The organism is Psychromonas sp., assembly GCF_983033635.1.
The window spans coordinates 1-21,569 of sequence record NZ_CEZLMY010000057.1 but is presented as its reverse complement, the minus strand read 5'-3'; the positions used below and the strand labels follow the sequence as shown (position 1 = coordinate 21,569).

19 protein-coding genes and 2 pseudogenes are annotated in these 21,569 nt (G+C 41.3%); all 21 read right to left on the bottom strand.

Annotated elements, in window-relative coordinates; all coding sequences use genetic code 11:
- Window positions 1–53: 53 nt before the first annotated feature.
- Complete coding sequence (tuf, locus tag AC4GME_RS09660; protein WP_490379301.1) at window positions 54–1,238, bottom strand: elongation factor Tu; 1,185 nt, start codon at window positions 1,236–1,238, stop codon at window positions 54–56.
- A 74-nt stretch (window positions 1,239–1,312) separates the two neighbouring features.
- Window positions 1,313–3,406 (bottom strand): elongation factor G, encoded by a 2,094-nt coding sequence (gene fusA / locus AC4GME_RS09655; RefSeq protein WP_490379300.1) that lies wholly within the window; start codon window positions 3,404–3,406, stop codon window positions 1,313–1,315.
- Between the two features lie 74 nt (window positions 3,407–3,480).
- Complete coding sequence (rpsG, locus tag AC4GME_RS09650; protein ID WP_490379299.1) at window positions 3,481–3,951, bottom strand: 30S ribosomal protein S7; 471 nt, start codon at window positions 3,949–3,951, stop codon at window positions 3,481–3,483.
- Between the two features lie 84 nt (window positions 3,952–4,035).
- Window positions 4,036–4,410 (bottom strand): 30S ribosomal protein S12, encoded by a 375-nt coding sequence (gene rpsL / locus AC4GME_RS09645; RefSeq protein ID WP_490379298.1) that lies wholly within the window; start codon window positions 4,408–4,410, stop codon window positions 4,036–4,038.
- A gap of 156 nt (window positions 4,411–4,566) precedes the next feature.
- The gene (gene tusB, locus AC4GME_RS09640; protein WP_490378502.1) at window positions 4,567–4,857 is read right to left on the bottom strand and encodes a sulfurtransferase complex subunit TusB; all 291 of its coding nucleotides are present in this window, start codon (window positions 4,855–4,857) and stop codon (window positions 4,567–4,569) included.
- A gap of 2 nt (window positions 4,858–4,859) precedes the next feature.
- Window positions 4,860–5,222: a sulfurtransferase complex subunit TusC gene (gene tusC / locus AC4GME_RS09635; RefSeq protein ID WP_490378503.1), complete on the bottom strand. Its 363-nt coding sequence runs from the start codon at window positions 5,220–5,222 to the stop codon at window positions 4,860–4,862.
- 9 nt (window positions 5,223–5,231) lie between these two features.
- A complete protein-coding gene (gene tusD, locus AC4GME_RS09630; protein WP_490378504.1) occupies window positions 5,232–5,636 on the bottom strand; it encodes a sulfurtransferase complex subunit TusD in 405 nt (134 codons plus the stop codon).
- Window positions 5,629–5,772 (bottom strand): DsrE family protein, encoded by a 144-nt coding sequence (locus AC4GME_RS09625; RefSeq protein WP_490378505.1) that lies wholly within the window; start codon window positions 5,770–5,772, stop codon window positions 5,629–5,631. The genes tusD and AC4GME_RS09625 overlap by 8 nt, the downstream gene beginning before the upstream one ends.
- Window positions 5,773–5,789: 17 nt before the next feature.
- Window positions 5,790–6,188, bottom strand: a complete 399-nt coding sequence (locus tag AC4GME_RS09620; RefSeq protein WP_490378506.1) for a RidA family protein — start codon at window positions 6,186–6,188, stop codon at window positions 5,790–5,792.
- A 118-nt stretch (window positions 6,189–6,306) separates the two neighbouring features.
- Window positions 6,307–10,527 (bottom strand): DNA-directed RNA polymerase subunit beta', encoded by a 4,221-nt coding sequence (rpoC, locus tag AC4GME_RS09615; protein WP_490379297.1) that lies wholly within the window; start codon window positions 10,525–10,527, stop codon window positions 6,307–6,309.
- An 81-nt stretch (window positions 10,528–10,608) separates the two neighbouring features.
- The gene (rpoB, locus tag AC4GME_RS09610) at window positions 10,609–14,643 is read right to left on the bottom strand and encodes a DNA-directed RNA polymerase subunit beta (RefSeq protein ID WP_490379296.1); all 4,035 of its coding nucleotides are present in this window, start codon (window positions 14,641–14,643) and stop codon (window positions 10,609–10,611) included.
- A 238-nt stretch (window positions 14,644–14,881) separates the two neighbouring features.
- On the bottom strand, window positions 14,882–15,247 hold the full coding sequence (gene rplL / locus AC4GME_RS09605; RefSeq protein ID WP_490379295.1) for a 50S ribosomal protein L7/L12: 366 nt from the start codon (window positions 15,245–15,247) through the stop codon (window positions 14,882–14,884).
- Window positions 15,248–15,289: 42 nt separating this feature from the next.
- Window positions 15,290–15,793 carry a 50S ribosomal protein L10 gene (gene rplJ / locus AC4GME_RS09600; protein ID WP_490379294.1) on the bottom strand — a complete coding sequence of 168 codons (504 nt, stop codon included), beginning with the start codon at window positions 15,791–15,793 and terminating at the stop codon, window positions 15,290–15,292.
- A 291-nt stretch (window positions 15,794–16,084) separates the two neighbouring features.
- Window positions 16,085–16,789: a 50S ribosomal protein L1 gene (rplA, locus tag AC4GME_RS09595; RefSeq protein WP_490379293.1), complete on the bottom strand. Its 705-nt coding sequence runs from the start codon at window positions 16,787–16,789 to the stop codon at window positions 16,085–16,087.
- A gap of 4 nt (window positions 16,790–16,793) precedes the next feature.
- Window positions 16,794–16,958 (bottom strand): annotated as a pseudogene (locus AC4GME_RS09590) (uL11 family ribosomal protein); the annotation flags it as partial.
- Window positions 16,955–17,035, bottom strand: a pseudogene (locus tag AC4GME_RS09585) (50S ribosomal protein L10); the annotation flags it as partial. The pseudogenes AC4GME_RS09585 and AC4GME_RS09590, both read right to left, overlap by 4 nt.
- A gap of 291 nt (window positions 17,036–17,326) precedes the next feature.
- Window positions 17,327–18,031: a 50S ribosomal protein L1 gene (gene rplA / locus AC4GME_RS09580; RefSeq protein ID WP_490379293.1), complete on the bottom strand. Its 705-nt coding sequence runs from the start codon at window positions 18,029–18,031 to the stop codon at window positions 17,327–17,329.
- Window positions 18,032–18,035: 4 nt separating this feature from the next.
- The gene (gene rplK / locus AC4GME_RS09575; RefSeq protein WP_490379292.1) at window positions 18,036–18,464 is read right to left on the bottom strand and encodes a 50S ribosomal protein L11; all 429 of its coding nucleotides are present in this window, start codon (window positions 18,462–18,464) and stop codon (window positions 18,036–18,038) included.
- 296 nt (window positions 18,465–18,760) lie between these two features.
- A complete protein-coding gene (gene nusG, locus AC4GME_RS09570) occupies window positions 18,761–19,309 on the bottom strand; it encodes a transcription termination/antitermination protein NusG (protein WP_490379291.1) in 549 nt (182 codons plus the stop codon).
- Between the two features lie 9 nt (window positions 19,310–19,318).
- Entirely contained in the window at window positions 19,319–19,699 is a 381-nt protein-coding gene (gene secE / locus AC4GME_RS09565; protein WP_490378750.1) for a preprotein translocase subunit SecE, read from the bottom strand.
- A gap of 420 nt (window positions 19,700–20,119) precedes the next feature.
- Window positions 20,120–21,265, bottom strand: a complete 1,146-nt coding sequence (wecA, locus tag AC4GME_RS09560; protein WP_490378751.1) for a UDP-N-acetylglucosamine--undecaprenyl-phosphate N-acetylglucosaminephosphotransferase — start codon at window positions 21,263–21,265, stop codon at window positions 20,120–20,122.
- Window positions 21,266–21,569 lie beyond the last annotated feature (304 nt).

Here is a 21,569-nt window from a genome sequence, read left to right as displayed (position 1 = left end):
AAAAAAGAGAGCCTAAGCTCTCTTTTTTGCGTTGTTCAATCTAAGAGTAATTATTACTCGATGATTGTAGAAACAACACCAGCACCTACAGTACGGCCACCTTCACGGATAGCGAAACGTAGACCTTCATCCATTGCGATTGGAGCGATTAGCTCAACAACGAATTTAAGGTTATCACCAGGCATTACCATTTCAACACCTTCTGGAAGCTCTACAGCACCAGTGATGTCAGTTGTACGGAAGTAGAACTGTGGACGGTAACCTTTGAAGAATGGAGTATGACGACCACCTTCATCTTTGCTTAGTACGTATACTTCAGACTCAAATTTAGTATGAGGAGTAATTGAACCAGGCTTAGCTAGAACTTGACCACGTTCGATCTCTTCACGTTTAGTACCACGTAGAAGAACACCAACGTTCTCACCAGCACGACCTTCGTCAAGAAGTTTACGGAACATCTCAACACCAGTACATGTAGTTTTAGTAGTAGGTTTAAGACCAATGATCTCAACTTCTTCACCAACTTTGATGATACCACGTTCAACACGACCAGTAACAACAGTACCACGACCTGAAATTGAGAATACATCTTCAATTGGTAGGATGAATGGTTTGTCGATATCACGCTCTGGAAGCGGGATGTAGCTATCTAGTGCATCAGCTAGTTCAAGGATTTTTGCTTCCCATTCTGGTTCGCCTTCAAGCGCTTTAAGAGCAGAACCTTGAATTACTGGTAAATCATCACCTGGGAAGTCATATTCAGAAAGAAGTTCACGAACTTCCATTTCTACTAGTTCTAATAACTCTTCGTCATCAACCATGTCACATTTGTTCATGAAAACAACTAAATGTGGAACACCAACTTGACGAGAAAGTAGGATGTGCTCACGAGTTTGTGGCATAGGGCCATCTGTTGCAGCAACAACTAGGATACCACCATCCATTTGTGCAGCACCAGTGATCATGTTTTTAACGTAATCGGCATGTCCTGGGCAATCTACGTGTGCGTAGTGACGAGTGTCAGTATCGTACTCAACGTGAGAAGTTGAGATTGTGATACCACGTTCGCGCTCTTCAGGAGCATTATCGATAGATGCGAAATCTTTAGCTTCACCACCATGTGCTTTAGCAAGTACGTTAGTGATAGCAGCAGTAAGAGTTGTTTTACCATGGTCAACGTGGCCAATTGTACCAACGTTTACATGTGGTTTATTACGTTCAAATTTTTCTTTAGACACAGTGTGTACCTTCTTTATCAGTTAATACCTCTCCACATGCCATCACATGGAAAGGCGATAGTTTAATTTATTTTTTATTTCGCTTCAATAATTGCATTAGCAATTTTTTTCGGAGCACCAGCATATTCGACAAATTCCATCGAATATGAAGCGCGACCCTGTGTTGCAGAGCGTAATGCGGTTGCATAACCGAACATTTCTGCAAGCGGTACTTTTGCATGAAGGATTTTAACACCACCTGGGCCATCATCCATACCTTCAATCATACCGCGACGACGGTTAAGGTCGCCGACAACGTCACCCATCCAATCTTCCGGTGTAGTCACTTCAACTTTCATCATAGGCTCAAGGATAGTTGCATCAGCTTTTAATGCCCCCTCTCTAAAACCCATCATAGCTGCAATTTTAAATGCCATCTCACTAGAGTCAACTTCGTGGAATGAACCATCGAATAATGTTGCTCTAATATCAAGCATAGGGAAACCTGCTAGCACACCTTGGTTCATCTGTTCTTCACAGCCTTTGCTAACTGCCGGGATAAATTCTTTTGGAACACTACCACCAACAATTTCGTTAACAAATTCAAAACCTGCACCCTTTTCAAGCGGTTCAAGTCTGAGATGGACATGGCCATAATGGCTAGGCCCTTCGCCTTGACGAATAAATTTACCTTCAACTTCAACCGTTTTACGGATAGTTTCTCGGTAAGCTACCTGCGGATTCCCGACGTTACAGTTCACACTAAACTCACGACGCATACGATCGACGATAATATCAAGGTGAAGTTCACCCATACCGGAAATCAATATCTGCCCAGACTCTTCATTTGTTTCAACACGAAACGAAGGATCTTCAGCAGCCAGTTTCTCTAACGCGATAGTCAATTTATCTTGGTCGGCCTTGGTTCTTGGCTCAACCGCGATTTGAATTACCGGCTCAGGAAACTCCATGCGTTCAAGGATCACTTTATGATCAGCTGAACAAAGCGTATCACCCGTTGTGACATCTTTAAGGCCAATGGCAGCAGCTATATCGCCAGCACGAACCTCTTTGATCTCTTTACGGTCATTGGCATGCATCTGCACGATGCGGCCAAAACGTTCTTTCTTCATTTTAACTGAGTTGTAAACGTGGTCCCCTGAATTAACCACACCTGAATACACGCGCATAAATGTTAACGTCCCCACAAACGGGTCTGTTGCAATTTTAAATGCGAGTGCAGCAAATGGAGCTTCATCAGTCGCTGGACATTCAACTTCATTCTCTTTGTCATCAATGCCTTTAATGGCAGCAACTTCAGCAGGAGAAGGAAGGAAGTCAATAACTGCATCTAGCACTGCTTGCACGCCTTTATTTTTAAAGGCACTACCACAGGTTGCTAAAACAATCTCATTGTTTAACGTACGAATACGTAAACCAGCTTTAATCTCTTCTTCAGAAAGCTCACCTTCTTCAAGGTATTTTTCCATTAAGAAGTCGTTTGCATCAGCGGCAGCATCGACAAGTTCTTCATGCATTTCAGCAGCACGTTCTTGTAGGTCAGCCGGAATGTCGTAATAATTAAACGTCATCCCTTGATCTGTATCGCTCCAATTAATCGCCTTCATTTTAATCAGGTCGATTACCCCTTTAAACTCTTCTTCTGCACCGATATTCAATTGAATAGGAACACAAGTCGCGCCTAAACGAGTTTGGATTTGTTCAACTACAGCTTCAAAGTCAGCACCCGTACGGTCCATCTTATTAACAAATACTAAACGTGGAACGTGGTATTTATTAGCTTGACGCCATACAGTTTCTGATTGAGGTTCAACACCAGATGCGCCACAAAAAACAACCACCGCACCATCTAACACGCGCAGTGAGCGTTCAACTTCAATAGTGAAGTCAACATGCCCCGGCGTATCGATAATATTGATACGGTGCTGTTCGTACTGCCCCTGCATGCCAGACCAGAATGTAGTAGTTGCAGCAGATGTGATAGTGATACCACGCTCCTGCTCCTGCTCCATCCAGTCCATTGTTGCTGCACCGTCATGCACCTCACCAATTTTGTGAGACAATCCAGTGTAGAACAATACACGCTCTGTCGTTGTTGTTTTACCCGCATCGACATGAGCAACAATACCGATATTTCGGTAGCGCTCAATAAGAGTTGTACGTGACAAATTGATGTCCTTTTAATACTGCTAAGCTTTTATTTACAAGCAAAACTGCACAAGTAATTACTTGTGCGAGATTCCTACCAACGGTAGTGAGCGAATGCTTTATTAGCATCAGCCATACGGTGAACGTCTTCACGTTTCTTAACCGCTGAACCTTTGTTATCTGCTGCATCGACTAGCTCACCAGCTAGGCGTAATGCCATTGATTTTTCACCACGTTTACGTGATGCTTCAACTAACCAACGCATTGCTAACGCATTACGACGAGAAGGACGAACTTCTACAGGAACTTGGTATGTTGAACCACCAACACGACGAGATTTAACCTCGACGCTTGGACGTATGTTTTCAAGAGCTACTTCAAAAAGATCTAATGCAACTTTGTCGCTTTTTTCAGCGGCAGTTTCTAATGCAACATAAACAATTTTTTCAGCAACTGATTTTTTACCGTCAACCATTACAACGTTAACGAATTTAGCTAGAATTTCCGATCCGAACTTAGGATCTGGAAGGATTTTACGAGTACCTACGACGCGTCTTCTTGGCATCTTATTTTCTCCGTGCGCTTCAGGATTTTACCCAAAACATATTAAATTAAAATAGTGTTTGTTTGGCCTTACTTACGGAAAAGCTTATGACTTAGGCTTTTTAGTACCGTACTTAGAACGACCTTTACGACGATCCGCAACACCTGAAGTATCAAGTGCACCACGAACAGTATGGTAACGAACACCCGGTAAATCTTTTACACGACCGCCACGGATCAAGATTACACTATGCTCTTGCAGGTTATGGCCTTCACCACCGATGTACGAAGTTACTTCGAAACCGTTAGTTAGACGAACACGAGCAACTTTACGCATTGCTGAGTTTGGTTTTTTTGGAGTAGTAGTATATACACGAGTACATACACCACGTTTTTGAGGACACGCTTCTAACGCAGGAACATTAGTTTTTTGAACTTTGTCCTTACGCGGTTTGCGTACCAATTGTGAAATTGTTGCCATTATTAAATAGCTCCTAAATGTGTGTGAAAAATCAACCCTTAAAATAAGGGTTGCAAGAGTTTACGCTGAATATAAAAAGGAGTCAATAATTAAGCAATTGTGTTTATGATCACAAAAAAGGAGGAGGAATCAAGGATTGTAAGAGGCAAACGGTTTTTACCAGGCAAGCTGGCTTTGATGTTTAACTACCAATTCTACAAAGTCAAAATAACTGCATGTTTTTCCGATGTTATTTTTAATACCCCGCGCTTCAAGATCTGCTTCTAATACCATTAAGCGCCCCTGCTCAGAAAGTAATTTCAGTTGAGCATAAAATTGATGTTCAGCTTGACTTGCGACAACTGCATCTTCAATTAATAACAGTGTATCACTTTCGTGTAACAGCTCCAGACAATTGGCAATTGCAAGCGTTTGAAAAGGCGATGTTTTTACAGTGTGTAATATCATATTTAAAAACTCAATAATTGATCTTGCTCGGCTAATTTCAGATGCAGTTGTTTATTATCTAATAATGTTACCGCAAGCATTAACATCTCAGAGGTCAGACTTCTTTTCTGCAGTGAAAGGCTGCAAACATAGATATTGTCGACGTCATACATCTCTAACATCTTAAACAGTGGTTGATAATGTTTCTGTAGCGTCTCTTCGGGTGAATGCCCATCAACTAACTGATATACACCATCACCGATAAAAAACAGTGAAAGTGATTCATTAAATGCAGACATTGCAAGCGTTAGATCTAATGATTCACGCCCTTGTGCACTGCCATGCGGCAAGCAACGATTTAAAATACCTATTTTTTTTTCATTCATAACTCTTACCTACAAAAACTGCACCAAACGATCACAGCTAGCGCTAAGCTCTGCTAGTTGCCCCAGACCACTTAAGACAAAGGGAGGTTTTAAATTAAATTGCACATGCGATAGTTGTTTTGCTTCTTGCTGATTGATAATGCCGCGCCGCAGTGAGGCTGAGACACACACTTCTAAGGGAAATTTATACTGCTTAGCAAGTGCCGCCCAAAAATCGGGTAAATTTATTTCATCAGTTGCAGGGCTAACCAGCTGATTTGCATTAAGCACGCCTTCCTGATAAAAAAACACACCGACAACTTCATGTCCAGCCAGTAAAGCTGTAGCACAAAATTGATAAGCGCTACTGGCACTTTGCGAACCATAAGGTGCACCGGAAACAACAATTGAAAATTTAACTTTGTGCTTATCCATTAAACAACACTCCATCATTAATTTCATGTCCAGCCAGTAAAGCTGTAGTACAAAATTGATAAGCGCTACTGGCGCTTTGCGAACCATAAGGTGCACCGGAAACAACAATTGAAAATTTAACTTTCTCTTCACTCACACTATGAGCCTCTATTATTAACCTTCGTTTACTGTGCTAATAGCAATCGCTTCAACTTCTACCAACACATCTTTAGGTAAGCGTGCAACTTCAACACAAGATCTTGCCGGTGCAGAATCAGGGAAGTATTTACCATAAACTTCATTAAATGCGACAAAATCATTCATATCTTTAATATAACAAGTTGTTTTGATAATAGACGATGCACAAGCATTTGCCTTATCTAATACTGCAAATAAATTTTTCATTACTTGTTCTGTCTGCTCGCTAATACCGCCTTCAACAATTTCCATCGTTTCTGGAACGAGTGGTATCTGCCCAGAAGTAAAAACTAAGTTGGCAAATTGGTTTGCTTGAGAATATGGACCGATTGCTGCGGGCGCTTTAGATGTATTGATTATTTTCTTGCTGCTCATGTGGGATTCCATTTTGATTAAATGTTATTAGAAGCTTCAGTGTGTAGAATATTTATTAAAAATCAAGCAAAAAAAAAGGTGCCGAAGCACCTTTTTTATTGTTTTTGTTTAGTGAGGTTTATTCACCAAAATCAACTGCGTTTAGTAAGTCAGCTAAGTTTTGTTCAGCTGCATCTACATCTACAACAGGTTGTTCTACTTTCGGCTCAAGTGCTTTCGCTTTTTCAGCAGCACGCGCTCTGTGATGAGCGAAACCAGTACCAGCAGGAATCAGACGACCAACGATTACATTTTCTTTAAGACCATGTAATTTGTCACACTTACCAGCAACAGCCGCTTCCGTAAGAACACGTGTTGTTTCTTGGAAAGATGCCGCTGAGATAAATGATTCAGTCGCAAGTGATGCTTTGGTAATACCAAGTAACTGGTAATCAAAGGTAGCAACTGCTTTACCTTCAGCTTCTAGGCGGCGGTTATCAATGATAACGCGTACCACTTCAGCTTGTTCGCCCACTAAGAAGGTTGAATCACCAGCATCAGTAATCATACATTTACGTAGCATTTGGTTAACGATAACTTCGATATGTTTATCATTAATTTTTACGCCTTGTAAGCGGTAAACTTCCTGTACTTCATTAGTGATGTAGTTAGCAACTGGGCTAATACCACGCAGACGAAGAATGTCATGTGGAGATTCAGGTCCATCTGAAATAACTTCACCCTTCTCAATCTTCTCACCTTCGAAGATGTTCAGGTGACGCCACTTATGGATCATCTCTTCATACACATCGCCATTTGCCTGTGTAATCAATAGACGACGCTTACCTTTAGTCTCTTTACCGAATGCTAAGGTACCAGAAACTTCAGCAAGAATTGCCGCATCTTTAGGCGTACGTGCTTCAAATAGATCCGCAACACGTGGTAGACCACCGGTAATATCACGAGTTTTCGAGCTTTCCTGTGGAATACGAGCAACCGCATCACCTACTTGTACTTGCGCGCCATCTTCCAGGCTCACAATTGCGTTGGCAGGGAGTGCGTAGTGCGCAGCAACTTTAGTACCAGGAATAAATAGATCTTCACCTTTGGCGTCAACAAGTTTCACCATTGGGCGCATCTCTTTACCCGCAGTCGGGCGTTGCGCCGGATCAATAATAACAATACTTGATAAACCAGTCAGTTCATCAGTTTGTTTGGAAATTGTAATCCCTTCGATAAAGTCTAAGAACTCAACGGTACCTTTCACTTCCGTAATAATTGGATGTGTATGCGGGTCCCAGTTAGCGATAATCTCACCAGCGGTGATAACAGCTCCATCTTGTTTCTCAAGTACCGCACCATAAGGAAGTCTATGATTTTCTTTAGTACGACCTAGTTCATCGATAATCGTTAATTCTGTTGAACGAGAAGTAACAACCACTTTATCGTCAGAGTTAATTACAAACTTAGCATTATGAAGTTTAATCTTACCGCTGTTTTTAACTTGTACACTGTTTTCAGAAGCAGCACGCGATGCGGCACCACCGATGTGGAACGTACGCATTGTCAGCTGTGTTCCAGGCTCACCGATTGATTGAGCTGCCATAACACCGATAGCTTCACCTTGACCAACCACATGACCACGGGCAAGGTCACGACCGTAACAAGCCGCACATGCACCAAAGTCAGTTTTACAGGTAATAACAGAACGAACCCAAATTTGGTCTACTGATGCTTCTTCAATAAGATCACACAGTTTTTCGTCAAGTAGTGTATTACGTGCAAACAACACTTCGTTTTTAGTACCAGGTTTAATCACATCTTGTGCAACAACACGACCAAGAACACGTTCACGAAGCGGCTCAACAATATCACCACCTTGAATAAGCGGTTTAACAAGTAAACCTTCTTCACTACCACAATCTTCTTCTGTGATAACTAAATCTTGTGCGATATCAACAAGACGACGAGTTAGGTAACCCGAGTTTGCTGTTTTAAGTGCTGTATCGGCTAGACCTTTACGCGCACCATGCGTTGAGATGAAGTACTGAAGTACGTTCAGACCTTCACGGAAGTTCGCAACGATCGGTGTTTCGATGATTGAACCATCCGGTTTAGCCATCAGACCACGCATACCAGCAAGCTGACGAATCTGAGCAGGGCTACCACGAGCGCCTGAATCGGCCATCATGTAAACGCTGTTAAATGACTTTTCTTCAACGTATTCGTCTTTAGCATTCAGAACCGTTTCATTAGAAAGGTTATCCATCATCGCTTTAGCAACTTGCTCATTGGCACTTGCCCAGATATCGATAACTTTATTGTAACGCTCACCAGCAGTTACAAGACCCGCTTGGAACTGTTCCTGAATTTCAGAAACTTCACTTTCAGCATCTTCAACTAATGTTTTCTTAGCATCAGGAATAACCATGTCGTCAATACCAACAGATACACCTGACAATGTCGCGTATTCAAAACCGGTATACATTAACTGGTCAGCAAAAACAACGGTATCTTTAATACCTAACAGACGGTAACAAGCATTCAATACGTTAGAGATCGCCTTTTTACCCATATCTAAATCAACATGAGCAAACGGTAAACCAGTCGGCATAATCAATGACAAGATTGCACGACCAACAGTTGTTTCAACCAATTGTGTTGTTTCACTGCGTGATTTATCTTCTGCGATATGAACTTGAGTCATACGCACTTTCACGATTGCCTGTAGAGCGACTGCGCCAGCACGATATGCTTTTTCAGCTTCTTTAGCACTCAGGAAATACATGCCTTCGCCTTTAGCATTGATCTTAGAGCGAGTCATGTAATAAAGGCCAAGTACAACGTCTTGAGAAGGTACGATAATCGGCTCACCATTTGCAGGTGATAGGATATTATTCGTAGACATCATCAGAGTACGCGCTTCAAGCTGTGCTTCAATAGTTAACGGTACATGTACCGCCATTTGGTCACCATCGAAATCGGCGTTATATGCCGCACATACTAGCGGGTGAAGCTGGATCGCTTTACCTTCGATTAGTACAGGTTCGAATGCCTGGATACCCAATCTGTGAAGTGTTGGTGCACGGTTAAGTAGTACCGGATGTTCGCGGATTACACCTTCTAGGATATCCCAAACTTCACCACCTTCACGATCAACTAATTTCTTAGCAGCTTTAATCGTTGTAGCAAGACCTAATGCTTCCAGTTTTCCGTAAACAAATGGTTTGAACAGTTCAAGTGCCATTTTCTTAGGAAGACCACACTGGTGTAAACGTAAAGTTGGACCTACTGTAATTACAGAACGGCCTGAGTAATCTACACGTTTACCGAGTAAGTTTTGACGGAAACGACCTTGCTTACCTTTGATCATATCTGCAAGCGATTTCAGAGGACGTTTGTTAGAACCAGTAATTGCGCGTCCACGACGGCCATTATCTAATAACGCATCCACAGACTCTTGCAACATACGTTTTTCGTTACGTACGATAATATCTGGCGCAGCTAAATCTAATAGACGTTTTAGACGGTTATTACGGTTAATAACTCGACGGTACAGGTCATTCAGATCAGATGTCGCAAAACGACCGCCATCTAGTGGTACTAGCGGACGCAAATCAGGCGGAAGAACTGGCAGTACAGTCAGGATCATCCATTCTGGTTTGTTTGAAGATTGGTGGAAAGACTCGACCAATTTCAGACGTTTGGTTAATTTCTTACGTTTAGTTTCAGAATTAGTTGTACCTAACTCTTCACGCATTACAGAAATTTCGTGGTCAAGATCAAGCTGTTTTAATAAAGCAAATACCGCTTCAGCACCCATAAGTGCTTCAAACTCATCGCCCCACTGCTCAAGCATATCTAAATATTCTTCTTCAAGAAGAATTTGACGACGCTCAAGATCAGTCATGCCTGGTTCAACAACCACAAAAGATTCAAAATATAGGATACGTTCAATATCACGTAACGTCATATCCAGCATTAGGCCGATACGAGACGGAAGTGATTTAAGGAACCAAATATGTGCAACAGGTGATGCTAGTTCGATATGACCCATACGATCACGACGAACTTTAGATTGAGTAACCTCAACACCACATTTTTCACAAATAACACCACGATGTTTAAGGCGTTTATATTTGCCACATAAACATTCGTAATCTTTAATTGGACCAAAGATACGCGCACAGAAAAGACCTTCACGTTCCGGTTTAAATGTACGGTAGTTAATTGTTTCTGGTTTCTTAACTTCACCAAATGACCATGAACGGACCATTTCAGGTGATGCCAAACCAATTTTAATACCATCAAATTCTTTGGTTTTATTTTGTTGCTTTAAAAACTTTAATAAGTCTTTCACGCTACTCTCCCATAGGAGTTAAAACTAGGCGCCTTAATTTTCAAGACGCCACATATATACTATATCTAAACTAAGAATTGCTTAGTTACTTTCATCTAGCTCGATATTGATGCTTAATGAACGGATCTCTTTCAACAATACGTTGAATGACTCAGGCATGCCTGGTTCCATTCTATGGTCGCCATCTACGATGTTTTTATACATCTTAGTACGACCGTTAACATCATCTGACTTAACAGTAAGCATCTCTTGAAGCGTGTAAGCAGCACCGTAAGCTTCTAGTGCCCATACTTCCATCTCACCGAAACGCTGGCCACCGAACTGAGCTTTACCACCAAGTGGCTGCTGAGTAACTAGGCTGTAAGAACCAGTTGAACGAGCATGCATCTTATCATCAACTAAGTGATTCAGTTTCAACATGTACATGTAACCAACGGTTACCGGACGTTCAAATGGAATGCCGGTACGGCCATCGGTCAATTGCAGTTGACCTGACTCTGGCAGATCAGCCATACGCAGTAGTTCACGGATTTCTGACTCATATGCGCCATCGAATGCAGGTGTTGCCACTGGTAAACCTTTGTAGAGGTTTTTAGCCAAGCGCATTACTGCTTCATCATCGAATTCACTGATATCAACGTGACATGGAGCATCACCGAATGAATACATTTTCTGTATAAATTCACGAACCTTGGTCATTTCAACTTCACGTTGGTCTTTGATCATGCGCTCAAGTTTCTCACCCACACCTTTAGCCGCTAAGCCTAAGTGTGTTTCAAGAATCTGACCGATGTTCATACGTGATGGTACACCCAGCGGGTTAAGTACGATATCAACAGGAACACCAAATTCATCGTGAGGCATATCTTCCACAGGAACGATGTTAGAGATAACACCTTTGTTACCGTGACGACCGGCCATTTTATCACCCGGTTGTAGGCGACGACGAACTGCTAAGTAAACTTTAACAATCTTCTGCACACCCGGTGCTAAATCATCACCTTGGGTAATTTTACGGCGTTGAATATCAAACTGTTTATCGTAATCAGCTTTGATTTCATCATATTGCGCAACGATTTGATCCAGATGAGACTGTTTGGTTTCATCATCAATAAGCACTTCTAACCACTGTGCACGAGGCATCTGCTCTAGACGAGCTTGATCATGACCAGCACCGACAAGAATGTTTAATGCTTTTTCATAAATTGCGTTTTCTAAGATTTGGAACTTCTCAGTTAAATCTTTCTTCGCAGCTTTAAGTTGCATATCTTCGATTTCAAGCGCACGTTTATCTTTTTCAACACCATCACGGGTAAAGACTTGAACGTCAATTACCGTTGCGTATGTTGAGGCAGATACACGTAATGAGCTGTCTTTAACATCAGACGCTTTCTCACCGAAGATAGCACGCAATAGTTTTTCTTCTGGTGTCAGTTGTGTTTCACCTTTAGGTGTCACTTTACCAACTAGGATATCACCAGGTTTAACTTCAGCACCTACGTAAACAATACCTGATTCATCAAGTTTGCTTAGCGCAGCTTCACCAACGTTAGGGATATCGGCAGAAATTTCTTCGCTACCCAGTTTTGTTTCACGTGCGACACATGAGAACTCCTGGATATGGATCGTAGTGAAACGATCTTCCTGCGAAACACGCTCAGAAATAAGGATTGAATCCTCAAAGTTGTAACCATTCCAAGGCATGAAGGCGATCTTCATGTTTTGACCTAGTGCTAAATCACCCATATCTGTTGATGGGCCATCTGCTAGTACATCACCTTTAACGATTGGCTCGCCTGGTTTACACGTAGGTTTTTGGTTAATACAAGTATTCTGATTTGAACGCGTGTATTTAGTTAAGTTGTAGATATCGATACCAGCTTCACCAGGAAGCAGCTCTGCATCATCAACTTTAACAACGATACGAGATGCATCTACATAATCAATTACACCGCCACGTTTAGCGATAATTGTTACACCAGAATCGATTGCAAGACGACGTTCGATACCTGTACCGACAAGAGGCTTGTCTGCACGTAAAGTAGGAACGGCTTGACGTTGCATGTTCGCACCCATTAAGGCACGGTTAGCATCATCGTGTTCTAGGAACGGGATAAGTGACGCAGCAACAGAGATAATCTGTTGTGGAGACACATCCATATAATCAATATCAGCAGGACTCATAAAGGTTGTTTCACCTTTATGACGACAAGGGATCATCTCTTCATTTAGAACGCCATTTTCATCAACACTTGCGCTAGCCTGTGCGATTACAAATGTACCTTCTTCAATAGCAGACAGGTATTCAACTGTATCAGTTGGTTTACCATCTACTACTTTACGGTAAGGTGTTTCTAAGAAACCGTAATCATTTGTACGAGCGAAAGTAGCCAACGAGTTAATCAGACCAATGTTTGGTCCCTCTGGCGTTTCGATTGGACATAAACGACCGTAGTGAGTTGCGTGAACATCTCGCACTTCAAAGCCCGCACGTTCACGAGTTAAACCACCAGGGCCTAACGCAGAGATACGACGTTTATGTGTAACTTCTGAAAGCGGGTTATTTTGATCCATAAACTGAGACAGTTGTGATGAACCAAAGAACTCTTTAACAGCAGCTGAAATAGGTTTTGCATTGATTAGGTCTTGCGGCATTGTCGCATCAAGATCACCTAACGATAAACGCTCTTTAACAGCACGTTCAACACGCACTAAACCAACACGGAATTGGTTTTCTGCCATTTCACCAACACAACGGATACGACGGTTACCAAGATGATCGATATCATCAACGATGCCATTACCGTTTCGGATATCAATCAGTGTTTTCATTACACTTAAGATATCTTCCTTGGATAAAATACCAGCACCTTCATCGCCCTCGATATTAACACGACGGTTGAACTTCATACGACCTACTTTAGATAGATCATAACGTTCCTCTGCGAAGAATAGGTTTTGGAACAGACCTTCTGCCGCATCTTTTGTTGGCGGCTCACCAGGGCGCATCATACGGTAAATTTCGACTAATGCTTCAAGACGGTTAGTTGAAGAGTCGACGCGCAGTGTATCTGAGATAAATGAACCACAATCAAGCTCATTGGTGTAAATCACTTCAAACGCTTTAATACCAGACTGTGAAAGTTCAGCTAATAACTCAAGTGTTAACAGATCATTTGCATTAACAATGATCTCACCTGTTTCTGAGCTGATGTAATCTTTCGCTGCAACTTTACCTTCAAGGTATTCAAGCGGTACTTCAATACTATCAATACCATCTTTTTGAAGTTGGCGGATATGACGAGCAGTAACACGTTTACCTTGCTCAACATACACTTTGCCATTACCAATGATATCAAAAGTTGTCTGTTCACCACGTAAACGATCGGCAATTAATGCCATGGTGATTTTGCCGTCTTTGATTTCAAACTTAGTTGTATCAAAGAACATCTCTAGAATTTGTTCTGTCGAGTACTCTAGCGCACGCAACATAATAGTTGCCGGCAGTTTACGACGGCGGTCAATACGAACAAATAGGTTGTCTTTAGGATCAAACTCAAAGTCTAACCAAGAACCACGGTAAGGAATTACACGTGCGTTATAAAGAACCTTACCAGAACTGTGCGTTTTACCTTTATCGTGATCGAAGAATACACCAGGTGAACGGTGTAATTGAGAAACGATAACACGCTCAGTACCATTGATTACAAAAGTACCGTTCTCGGTCATGAGTGGCATTTCACCCATGTATACTTCTTGTTCTCTAATATCTTTAACCGTGCCTGCAGGTGCATCACGATCATAAATAACAAGACGTAATTTAACGCGTAATGAAGCAGAGTATGTTACTCCACGGATTTGGCATTCTTTAACATTAAATACCGGCTCACCAAAACGGTAGCTGACATATTGTAGTTCTGATGTGCCTGAATAACTGGCAATCGGGAAGATGCTATTGAAAGCAGCTTCTAGACCGACTTCTCCAGTTGGATCTACTTCAAGGTATCGTTTGAATGAATCTAGTTGAATCGATAACAGGTATGGTTTTTCCATCACCTGTGGACGTTTACCAAAATCCTTACGAATACGTTTTTTCTCAGTATAAGAGTAACCCATGTGGTTCCTTTGCTCGCTGATAAGTGATCATAGCTGCCTGACCTAATATTAGGTGTTCATTGTTAGGCAACGGCGAACATTATTTTCGTGTTAATGATGCGTTATTTAACATCACCTTAAATGTCCGACACCGTAAAAAATAATGAAAAATTACGGTATCCTATAGCGCAAAAAGGCCGGTGATTAAATAATCACCAGCCAATGCCATTTACATGGCTAATAAGTTATAGACTATAACTTATTTAATTTCAACTGTAGCGCCGATTTCTTCTAACTCAGCTTTAAGAGCTTCAGCTTCTTCTTTAGAAGCAGCTTCTTTGATTACAGTTGGGCAAGCTTCAACAGCAGCTTTAGCTTCTTTCAGGCCAAGACCTGTAGCGCCACGAACAGCTTTGATTGCTTTAACTTTGTTCTCACCGAATGCAGTCATTACAACGTCAAATTCAGTTTGCTCTTCAGCAGATTCAGCAGGGCCAGCAACACCAGCAACTGCAGCAGCTGCAGATACGCCGAATTTTTCTTCCATTGCTTCGATTAGTTCAACAACTTCCATTACTGATAATTCAGCAACTGCTTCAATGATTTGGTCTTTAGTAAGAGACATGAGTCAATTCCTATTAATAATAATTAAATAGTATTACAGCAATTATGCTGCAGATTCTTCTTTCTGGTCGCGAATTGCAGCCAGAGTACGTACAAGTTTGCCAGCTGCAGCTTCTTTCATAGTAGCCATCAGTTTCGCAATTGCTTCGTCGTATGTCGGTAACGTTGCTAGACGGTCAATTTGAGCGGCTTCAATGAATTCACCCTCAAATGCTAGTCCTTTCACTTCAAACGCTTCATTTGCTTTAGCAAAGTCTTTAATAAGACGTGCTGCAGCACCTGGATGTTCGTTTGAAAATGCAAGGATAGTAGGACCGGTAAACATCTCTGTTAGACATGCAAAGTCAGTACCTTCAAGTGCACGACGTGCCAATGTGTTACGAACTACTCGTAAATACACACCGTTTGCACGTGCTGCAGCACGAAGTTCATTCATTGCACCAACTGTTACGCCGCGAGAATCGGCTACCACAGCAGACAGAGCAGCTGTAGCAGCTACATTGACTTCAGCGACAATAGCTTGCTTGTCTTCGAGTCTTAATGCCATTTGGTTTTACTCCTGGATTACACTAGGTTTAACCCTAGATAAACACCCTCAATTATTCATTATTGAATTCATGAGGCACTATTTCGGTAATCGGATCCAGGTAGAATAATTCTTTCTGGGGTCCGGCACCATCTACGTAGGAAATTAAGCAATACAAAAGTACTGCACCTACGGTCTCGGAAGGGACCTAAGGCCCTCCAAAGTAAGGCGACAAATCATACAGATAATTTATCGCCTTGTATACCCAGATCACATTTCAATAAATTAAAATGAAAAATGGGTATTAAAAAATTAAGCTACCGTAGTATCAACAGATGCTTGGTCAATTTTCATGCCCGCACCCATTGTTGTAGATAGACTAATTTTTTTCAAGAATTGACCTTTAGCGCCCGCTGGTTTCGCTTTTTTCAGCGCAATCAATAAAGCTTCTAGGTTTTCTTTAATTTGTTCAGCAGTAAATGATACTTTACCGATTGTAGAATGGATAATACCATTCTTGTCGTTGCGGTAACGTACTTGACCAGCTTTAGCATTTTTAACTGCTGTTGCTACGTCAGGTGTTACTGTTCCAACTTTCGGGTTAGGCATTAGACCACGTGGGCCTAAGATTTGACCTAATTGACCAACAACACGCATAGCGTCTGGAGATGCAATTACAACGTCAAAGTCCATTACGCCAGCTTTAACTTGTGCAGCAAGATCGTCCATACCAACGATATCCGCACCAGCTTCTTTCGCTTTTTCAGCGTTAGCGCCCTGTGTGAATACAGCAACACGAACTTCACGACCAGTACCGTGTGGTAATACAGTCGCGCCACGTACGTTTTGATCACTACGACGAGAATCAACACCCAGGTTTACTGATACATCAACACTTTCGTTGAATTTAACTGTTGCTAGTTTTTGAAGAAGTGCAACAGCTTCATTGATTTCGTATTCTTTAGTAGCATCAACAGAGTCACGAATAACTTGCATGCGTTTAGATAATTTAGCCATGATATTAGCCCTCTACTTCCAGACCCATTGAACGAGCAGAACCCGCTATACAACGTACCATCGCTTCAAGATCGGCACCCGTTAAATCAACTTCTTTAGTTTTAGCGATCTCTTCAAGTTGAGCAACTGTAACTTTACCCACTTTGTTTTTATTTGGAACGCCAGAACCACAGCAGACAGAGCAGCTGTAGCAGCTACATTGACTTCAGCGACAATAGCTTGCTTGTCTTCGAGTCTTAATGCCATTTGGTTTTACTCCTGGATTACACTAGGTTTAACCCTAGATAAACACCCTCAATTATTCATTATTGAATTCATGAGGCACTATTTCGGTAATCGGATCCAGGTAGAATAATTCTTTCTGGGGTCCGGCACCATCTACGTAGGAAATTAAGCAATACAAAAGTACTGCACCTACGGTCTCGGAAGGGACCTAAGGCCCTCCAAAGTAAGGCGACAAATCATACAGATAATTTATCGCCTTGTATACCCAGATCACATTTCAATAAATTAAAATGAAAAATGGGTATTAAAAAATTAAGCTACCGTAGTATCAACAGATGCTTGGTCAATTTTCATGCCCGCACCCATTGTTGTAGATAGACTAATTTTTTTCAAGAATTGACCTTTAGCGCCCGCTGGTTTCGCTTTTTTCAGCGCAATCAATAAAGCTTCTAGGTTTTCTTTAATTTGTTCAGCAGTAAATGATACTTTACCGATTGTAGAATGGATAATACCATTCTTGTCGTTGCGGTAACGTACTTGACCAGCTTTAGCATTTTTAACTGCTGTTGCTACGTCAGGTGTTACTGTTCCAACTTTCGGGTTAGGCATTAGACCACGTGGGCCTAAGATTTGACCTAATTGACCAACAACACGCATAGCGTCTGGAGATGCAATTACAACGTCAAAGTCCATTACGCCAGCTTTAACTTGTGCAGCAAGATCGTCCATACCAACGATATCCGCACCAGCTTCTTTCGCTTTTTCAGCGTTAGCGCCCTGTGTGAATACAGCAACACGAACTTCACGACCAGTACCGTGTGGTAATACAGTCGCGCCACGTACGTTTTGATCACTACGACGAGAATCAACACCCAGGTTTACTGATACATCAACACTTTCGTTGAATTTAACTGTTGCTAGTTTTTGAAGAAGTGCAACAGCTTCATTGATTTCGTATTCTTTAGTAGCATCAACAGAGTCACGAATAACTTGCATGCGTTTAGATAATTTAGCCATGATATTAGCCCTCTACTTCCAGACCCATTGAACGAGCAGAACCCGCTATACAACGTACCATCGCTTCAAGATCGGCACCCGTTAAATCAACTTCTTTAGTTTTAGCGATCTCTTCAAGTTGAGCAACTGTAACTTTACCCACTTTGTTTTTATTTGGAACGCCAGAACCAGACTTGATACCAGCAGCTTTCTTAAGTAAGTAAGATGCAGGTGGAGTCTTAGTTTCGAATGTGAAAGAACGGTCAGAGTAAACTGTAATTACTACAGGTACTGGTGCGCCTTTTTCAATAGAATCTGTTTTTGCATTGAATGCTTTACAGAATTCCATGATGTTAACACCATGTTGACCAAGTGCTGGACCTACTGGTGGTGACGGGTTTGCCATACCAGCTGAAACTTGCAGCTTGATATATGCTTGTACTTTTTTAGCCATGATAATACTACCTATGTTTGGGTGTAGCGCTAATTTCCGAATGAAGCTAGCTTCCCGATTAAAAAATTGCACTCACTACTAGCCAATAAGGCTAGCAATGCAGTTAAATCTATTTGCATAAGACAAAATTCAATGAATTAGCTTAGCAAATAAAAAGGGCGGCGAATTATACCTATAATTCACCGCCCTTCACAAGATCTTTTGTATTTTTTTTAAGCTATCGGAGCTAGTCGCTAATTACGAGCAATGAGCTACGAAGTTCAAAGCTGACGGCTTTCAGCAGATAGCTGTCTTCCTTAGTCTTTTTCTACTTGAGAAAACTCTAAGTCAACAGGTGTTGCACGACCAAAGATAGAAACCGACACTTTTAAGCGGCTTTTATCATAGTCAACTTCTTCAACCATACCACTGAAGTCGGCAAAAGGACCATCAGTAACACGCACAATCTGACCCGCTTCGAACAATGTTCTTGGACGTGGAGAATCGTGAGATTCTTGCAGACGATTAAGAATATTATCCACTTCTTTTTGTGAAATCGGTGCTGGGCGCTCTTTTGTGCCGCCGATAAATCCCATTACACGATCAATACTTTTCACTAAATGCCAGCTTTGATCGTTCATTGCCATTTCAACTAATACGTAACCAGGGAAGAACTTACGCTCACTTTTACGTTTTTGACCGGCACGCATCTCCACAACTTCTTCAGTCGGGACTAAAATTTCACCGAAATGCTCTTCCATTTCGTTTAATCTAATATGTTCGATTAGTGTTTTTTGTACACGCCCTTCATAACCTGAAAAAGCCTGAACAACATACCATCTCTTTTTTTGTACTTCTTCTGACATATTAAACCCTTAAATTGCTGTTGTAATAAATGCAACAACACGAACAAAAACGCCATCAAGGCCCCATAAAATCAGACCAACAATTGTTGATACAGCCAGGATAATCAATGTTGTCTGTACCGTTTCCTGACGTGTTGGCCAAACTACTTTACGTACTTCTAAACGTGAATCTTTAGCAAAACCGACAAACGTTTTACCTTTTTCAGTCATTGCAGCTGAGAACAGAGCAAGTGCAGCTAAAAGCAGAAGCACACCCACTCGCGCTACAACATGTAAACTTTCGCCGTATATATAATTACCAACAACAATTGCTGCTAATAATAAAATTGTTACACCCCATTTAAGCCCGTCCAGTGAGCTTGTGGTATTTTCAGTATTTGTTGTGCTCATAACTCATGTATCCACTGTTAATAATTAATAGTACCAACCAAACAACTTGTAATGGAGGGTAAAACGATCTCACTCAAAAAGGAGAAAGTGAAGGGTGCAAAGATGTAAACGATTAGTTCCATCACCGACACCAGAAAATAAAGCACGTTAGTATAAGGATTTTTGAACACTTTGTAACGTTATAATCTCGACTTTTCAATAAAAAAAATCGTCAGGTTGATTGTGAATGTAGCAATGAAGTTTCAAAGGAGGTGATACGATTTATAGGCAAACCTATAAATCGCACGCTTAATCGCACTATATTCAGCCATGTAGACAAATCTCAATGCTATTGAGACTTTCTCGGTTAGTCGATGGGGGTAAAAACCATAATAGAGGCAAAAGAGCCAGTTCAAATCCGAAATAGTACTGCTGTTTTCTTTATTCTATAGCTTGATAACGCTTATACTTGGCACGGCGCTTATACTTGGTAAGGCGCTTATAAGCTTTACCTTTTCGGTAAATAGAAACCAGCACCCAAACATGGGCAAGTGATTGCTTGTAAACAAGAAACAAAGCAACAAATGCAATTAACTGAATCCAATCCGGCACAGCATATACCGTTGTCACAACACCAATGAAGCTAAACATTAAAGAGAATAGCGTAATAATTACAAGCGTTTCCCGCGAGCTAAATCCGGCTCTCATAAAAATATGATGCAAATGATCGCGATCCGGTTTAAAAGGAGATACCCCCTTTTTAATACGTCGCATCATAATTGCGATCATATCCATTACCGGCAAAGCAGCCACCCATAAAGCGACAACAGGAGTAAAGGAAGATGTCTCACTTGTCAAACCTGAAGAGTGGGCTTGGCTACCAATAGCCAATAACCAAACAACGGTAAAACCGATAAACATACTGCCCGCATCCCCCATAAATACTTTTTTGCTGGCAAAATCAAATAGCTGCAGGTTATAAATTAAATAGGGTGTTAAAACAGCGACACATAACAGGCAGAAAAGGGCTTCGCTCAAATCGCCTGAAAGGAAGAACAAAATAGATAAGCTAATAAAGGTAGAAATACTGATCCCGCCAATCAAACCATCAATACCATCAACCATATTATAAGCATTGATCGCCGCTAATACAGCAAGAATAGTGAAAGGATAAGCAAAGTACCAGAGAGAGATTTCGCCAAAAGAGAGCAGATTTCCTAAACTAAAAATGGCATCTCCTGCCACAATCATCATAATAGAAGCGATCACTACCTGTACCACGATGCGTACCCGAACACTTAAATCAAAGCGATCATCCAAAGCGCCGGTAACCACCATCAGAAATGAAGCCAAAAGGTAAGTGATTAATTGCTCAGTATGCTGGGGCGAGAATATAAGCACCTGTATCGACGCAACAAGCAAGCCAATGTAAACCGATACCCCGCCAATCAAGGGAATATCCCCTATATGCGCTTTTCGCACTGTCGGTTTATCAACGAGACCTATTTTTATCGCCAAAGGACGTAATAACACAATCGCTGCGAATGAATTAATAAATGCGGTAACAACAAATATGGCAAACATCATGGTAAATAGGGCCTAAAATAGAAAGTACATTATTCATGCAGCAATATAACGAAACACCGTTCACTAACCCCAATGCCTTTAGAAAAGGACCATACAAAAGTAAAGGTTATATCAACAGTATGTAAAGAACAATCACAGAATATCATTAGTAAATATCTAATAATATCTTTTTTTACAATATTTAATATCTGTATCAATTCACTAAAACAGCAGTCAACACAGATGCTATTGGCAGAAAATCGCAAGCCGTTGTTTTGCTGCTTTTTTATACAATCAAACCCGACTCAATGCGCAAAAACGCCTT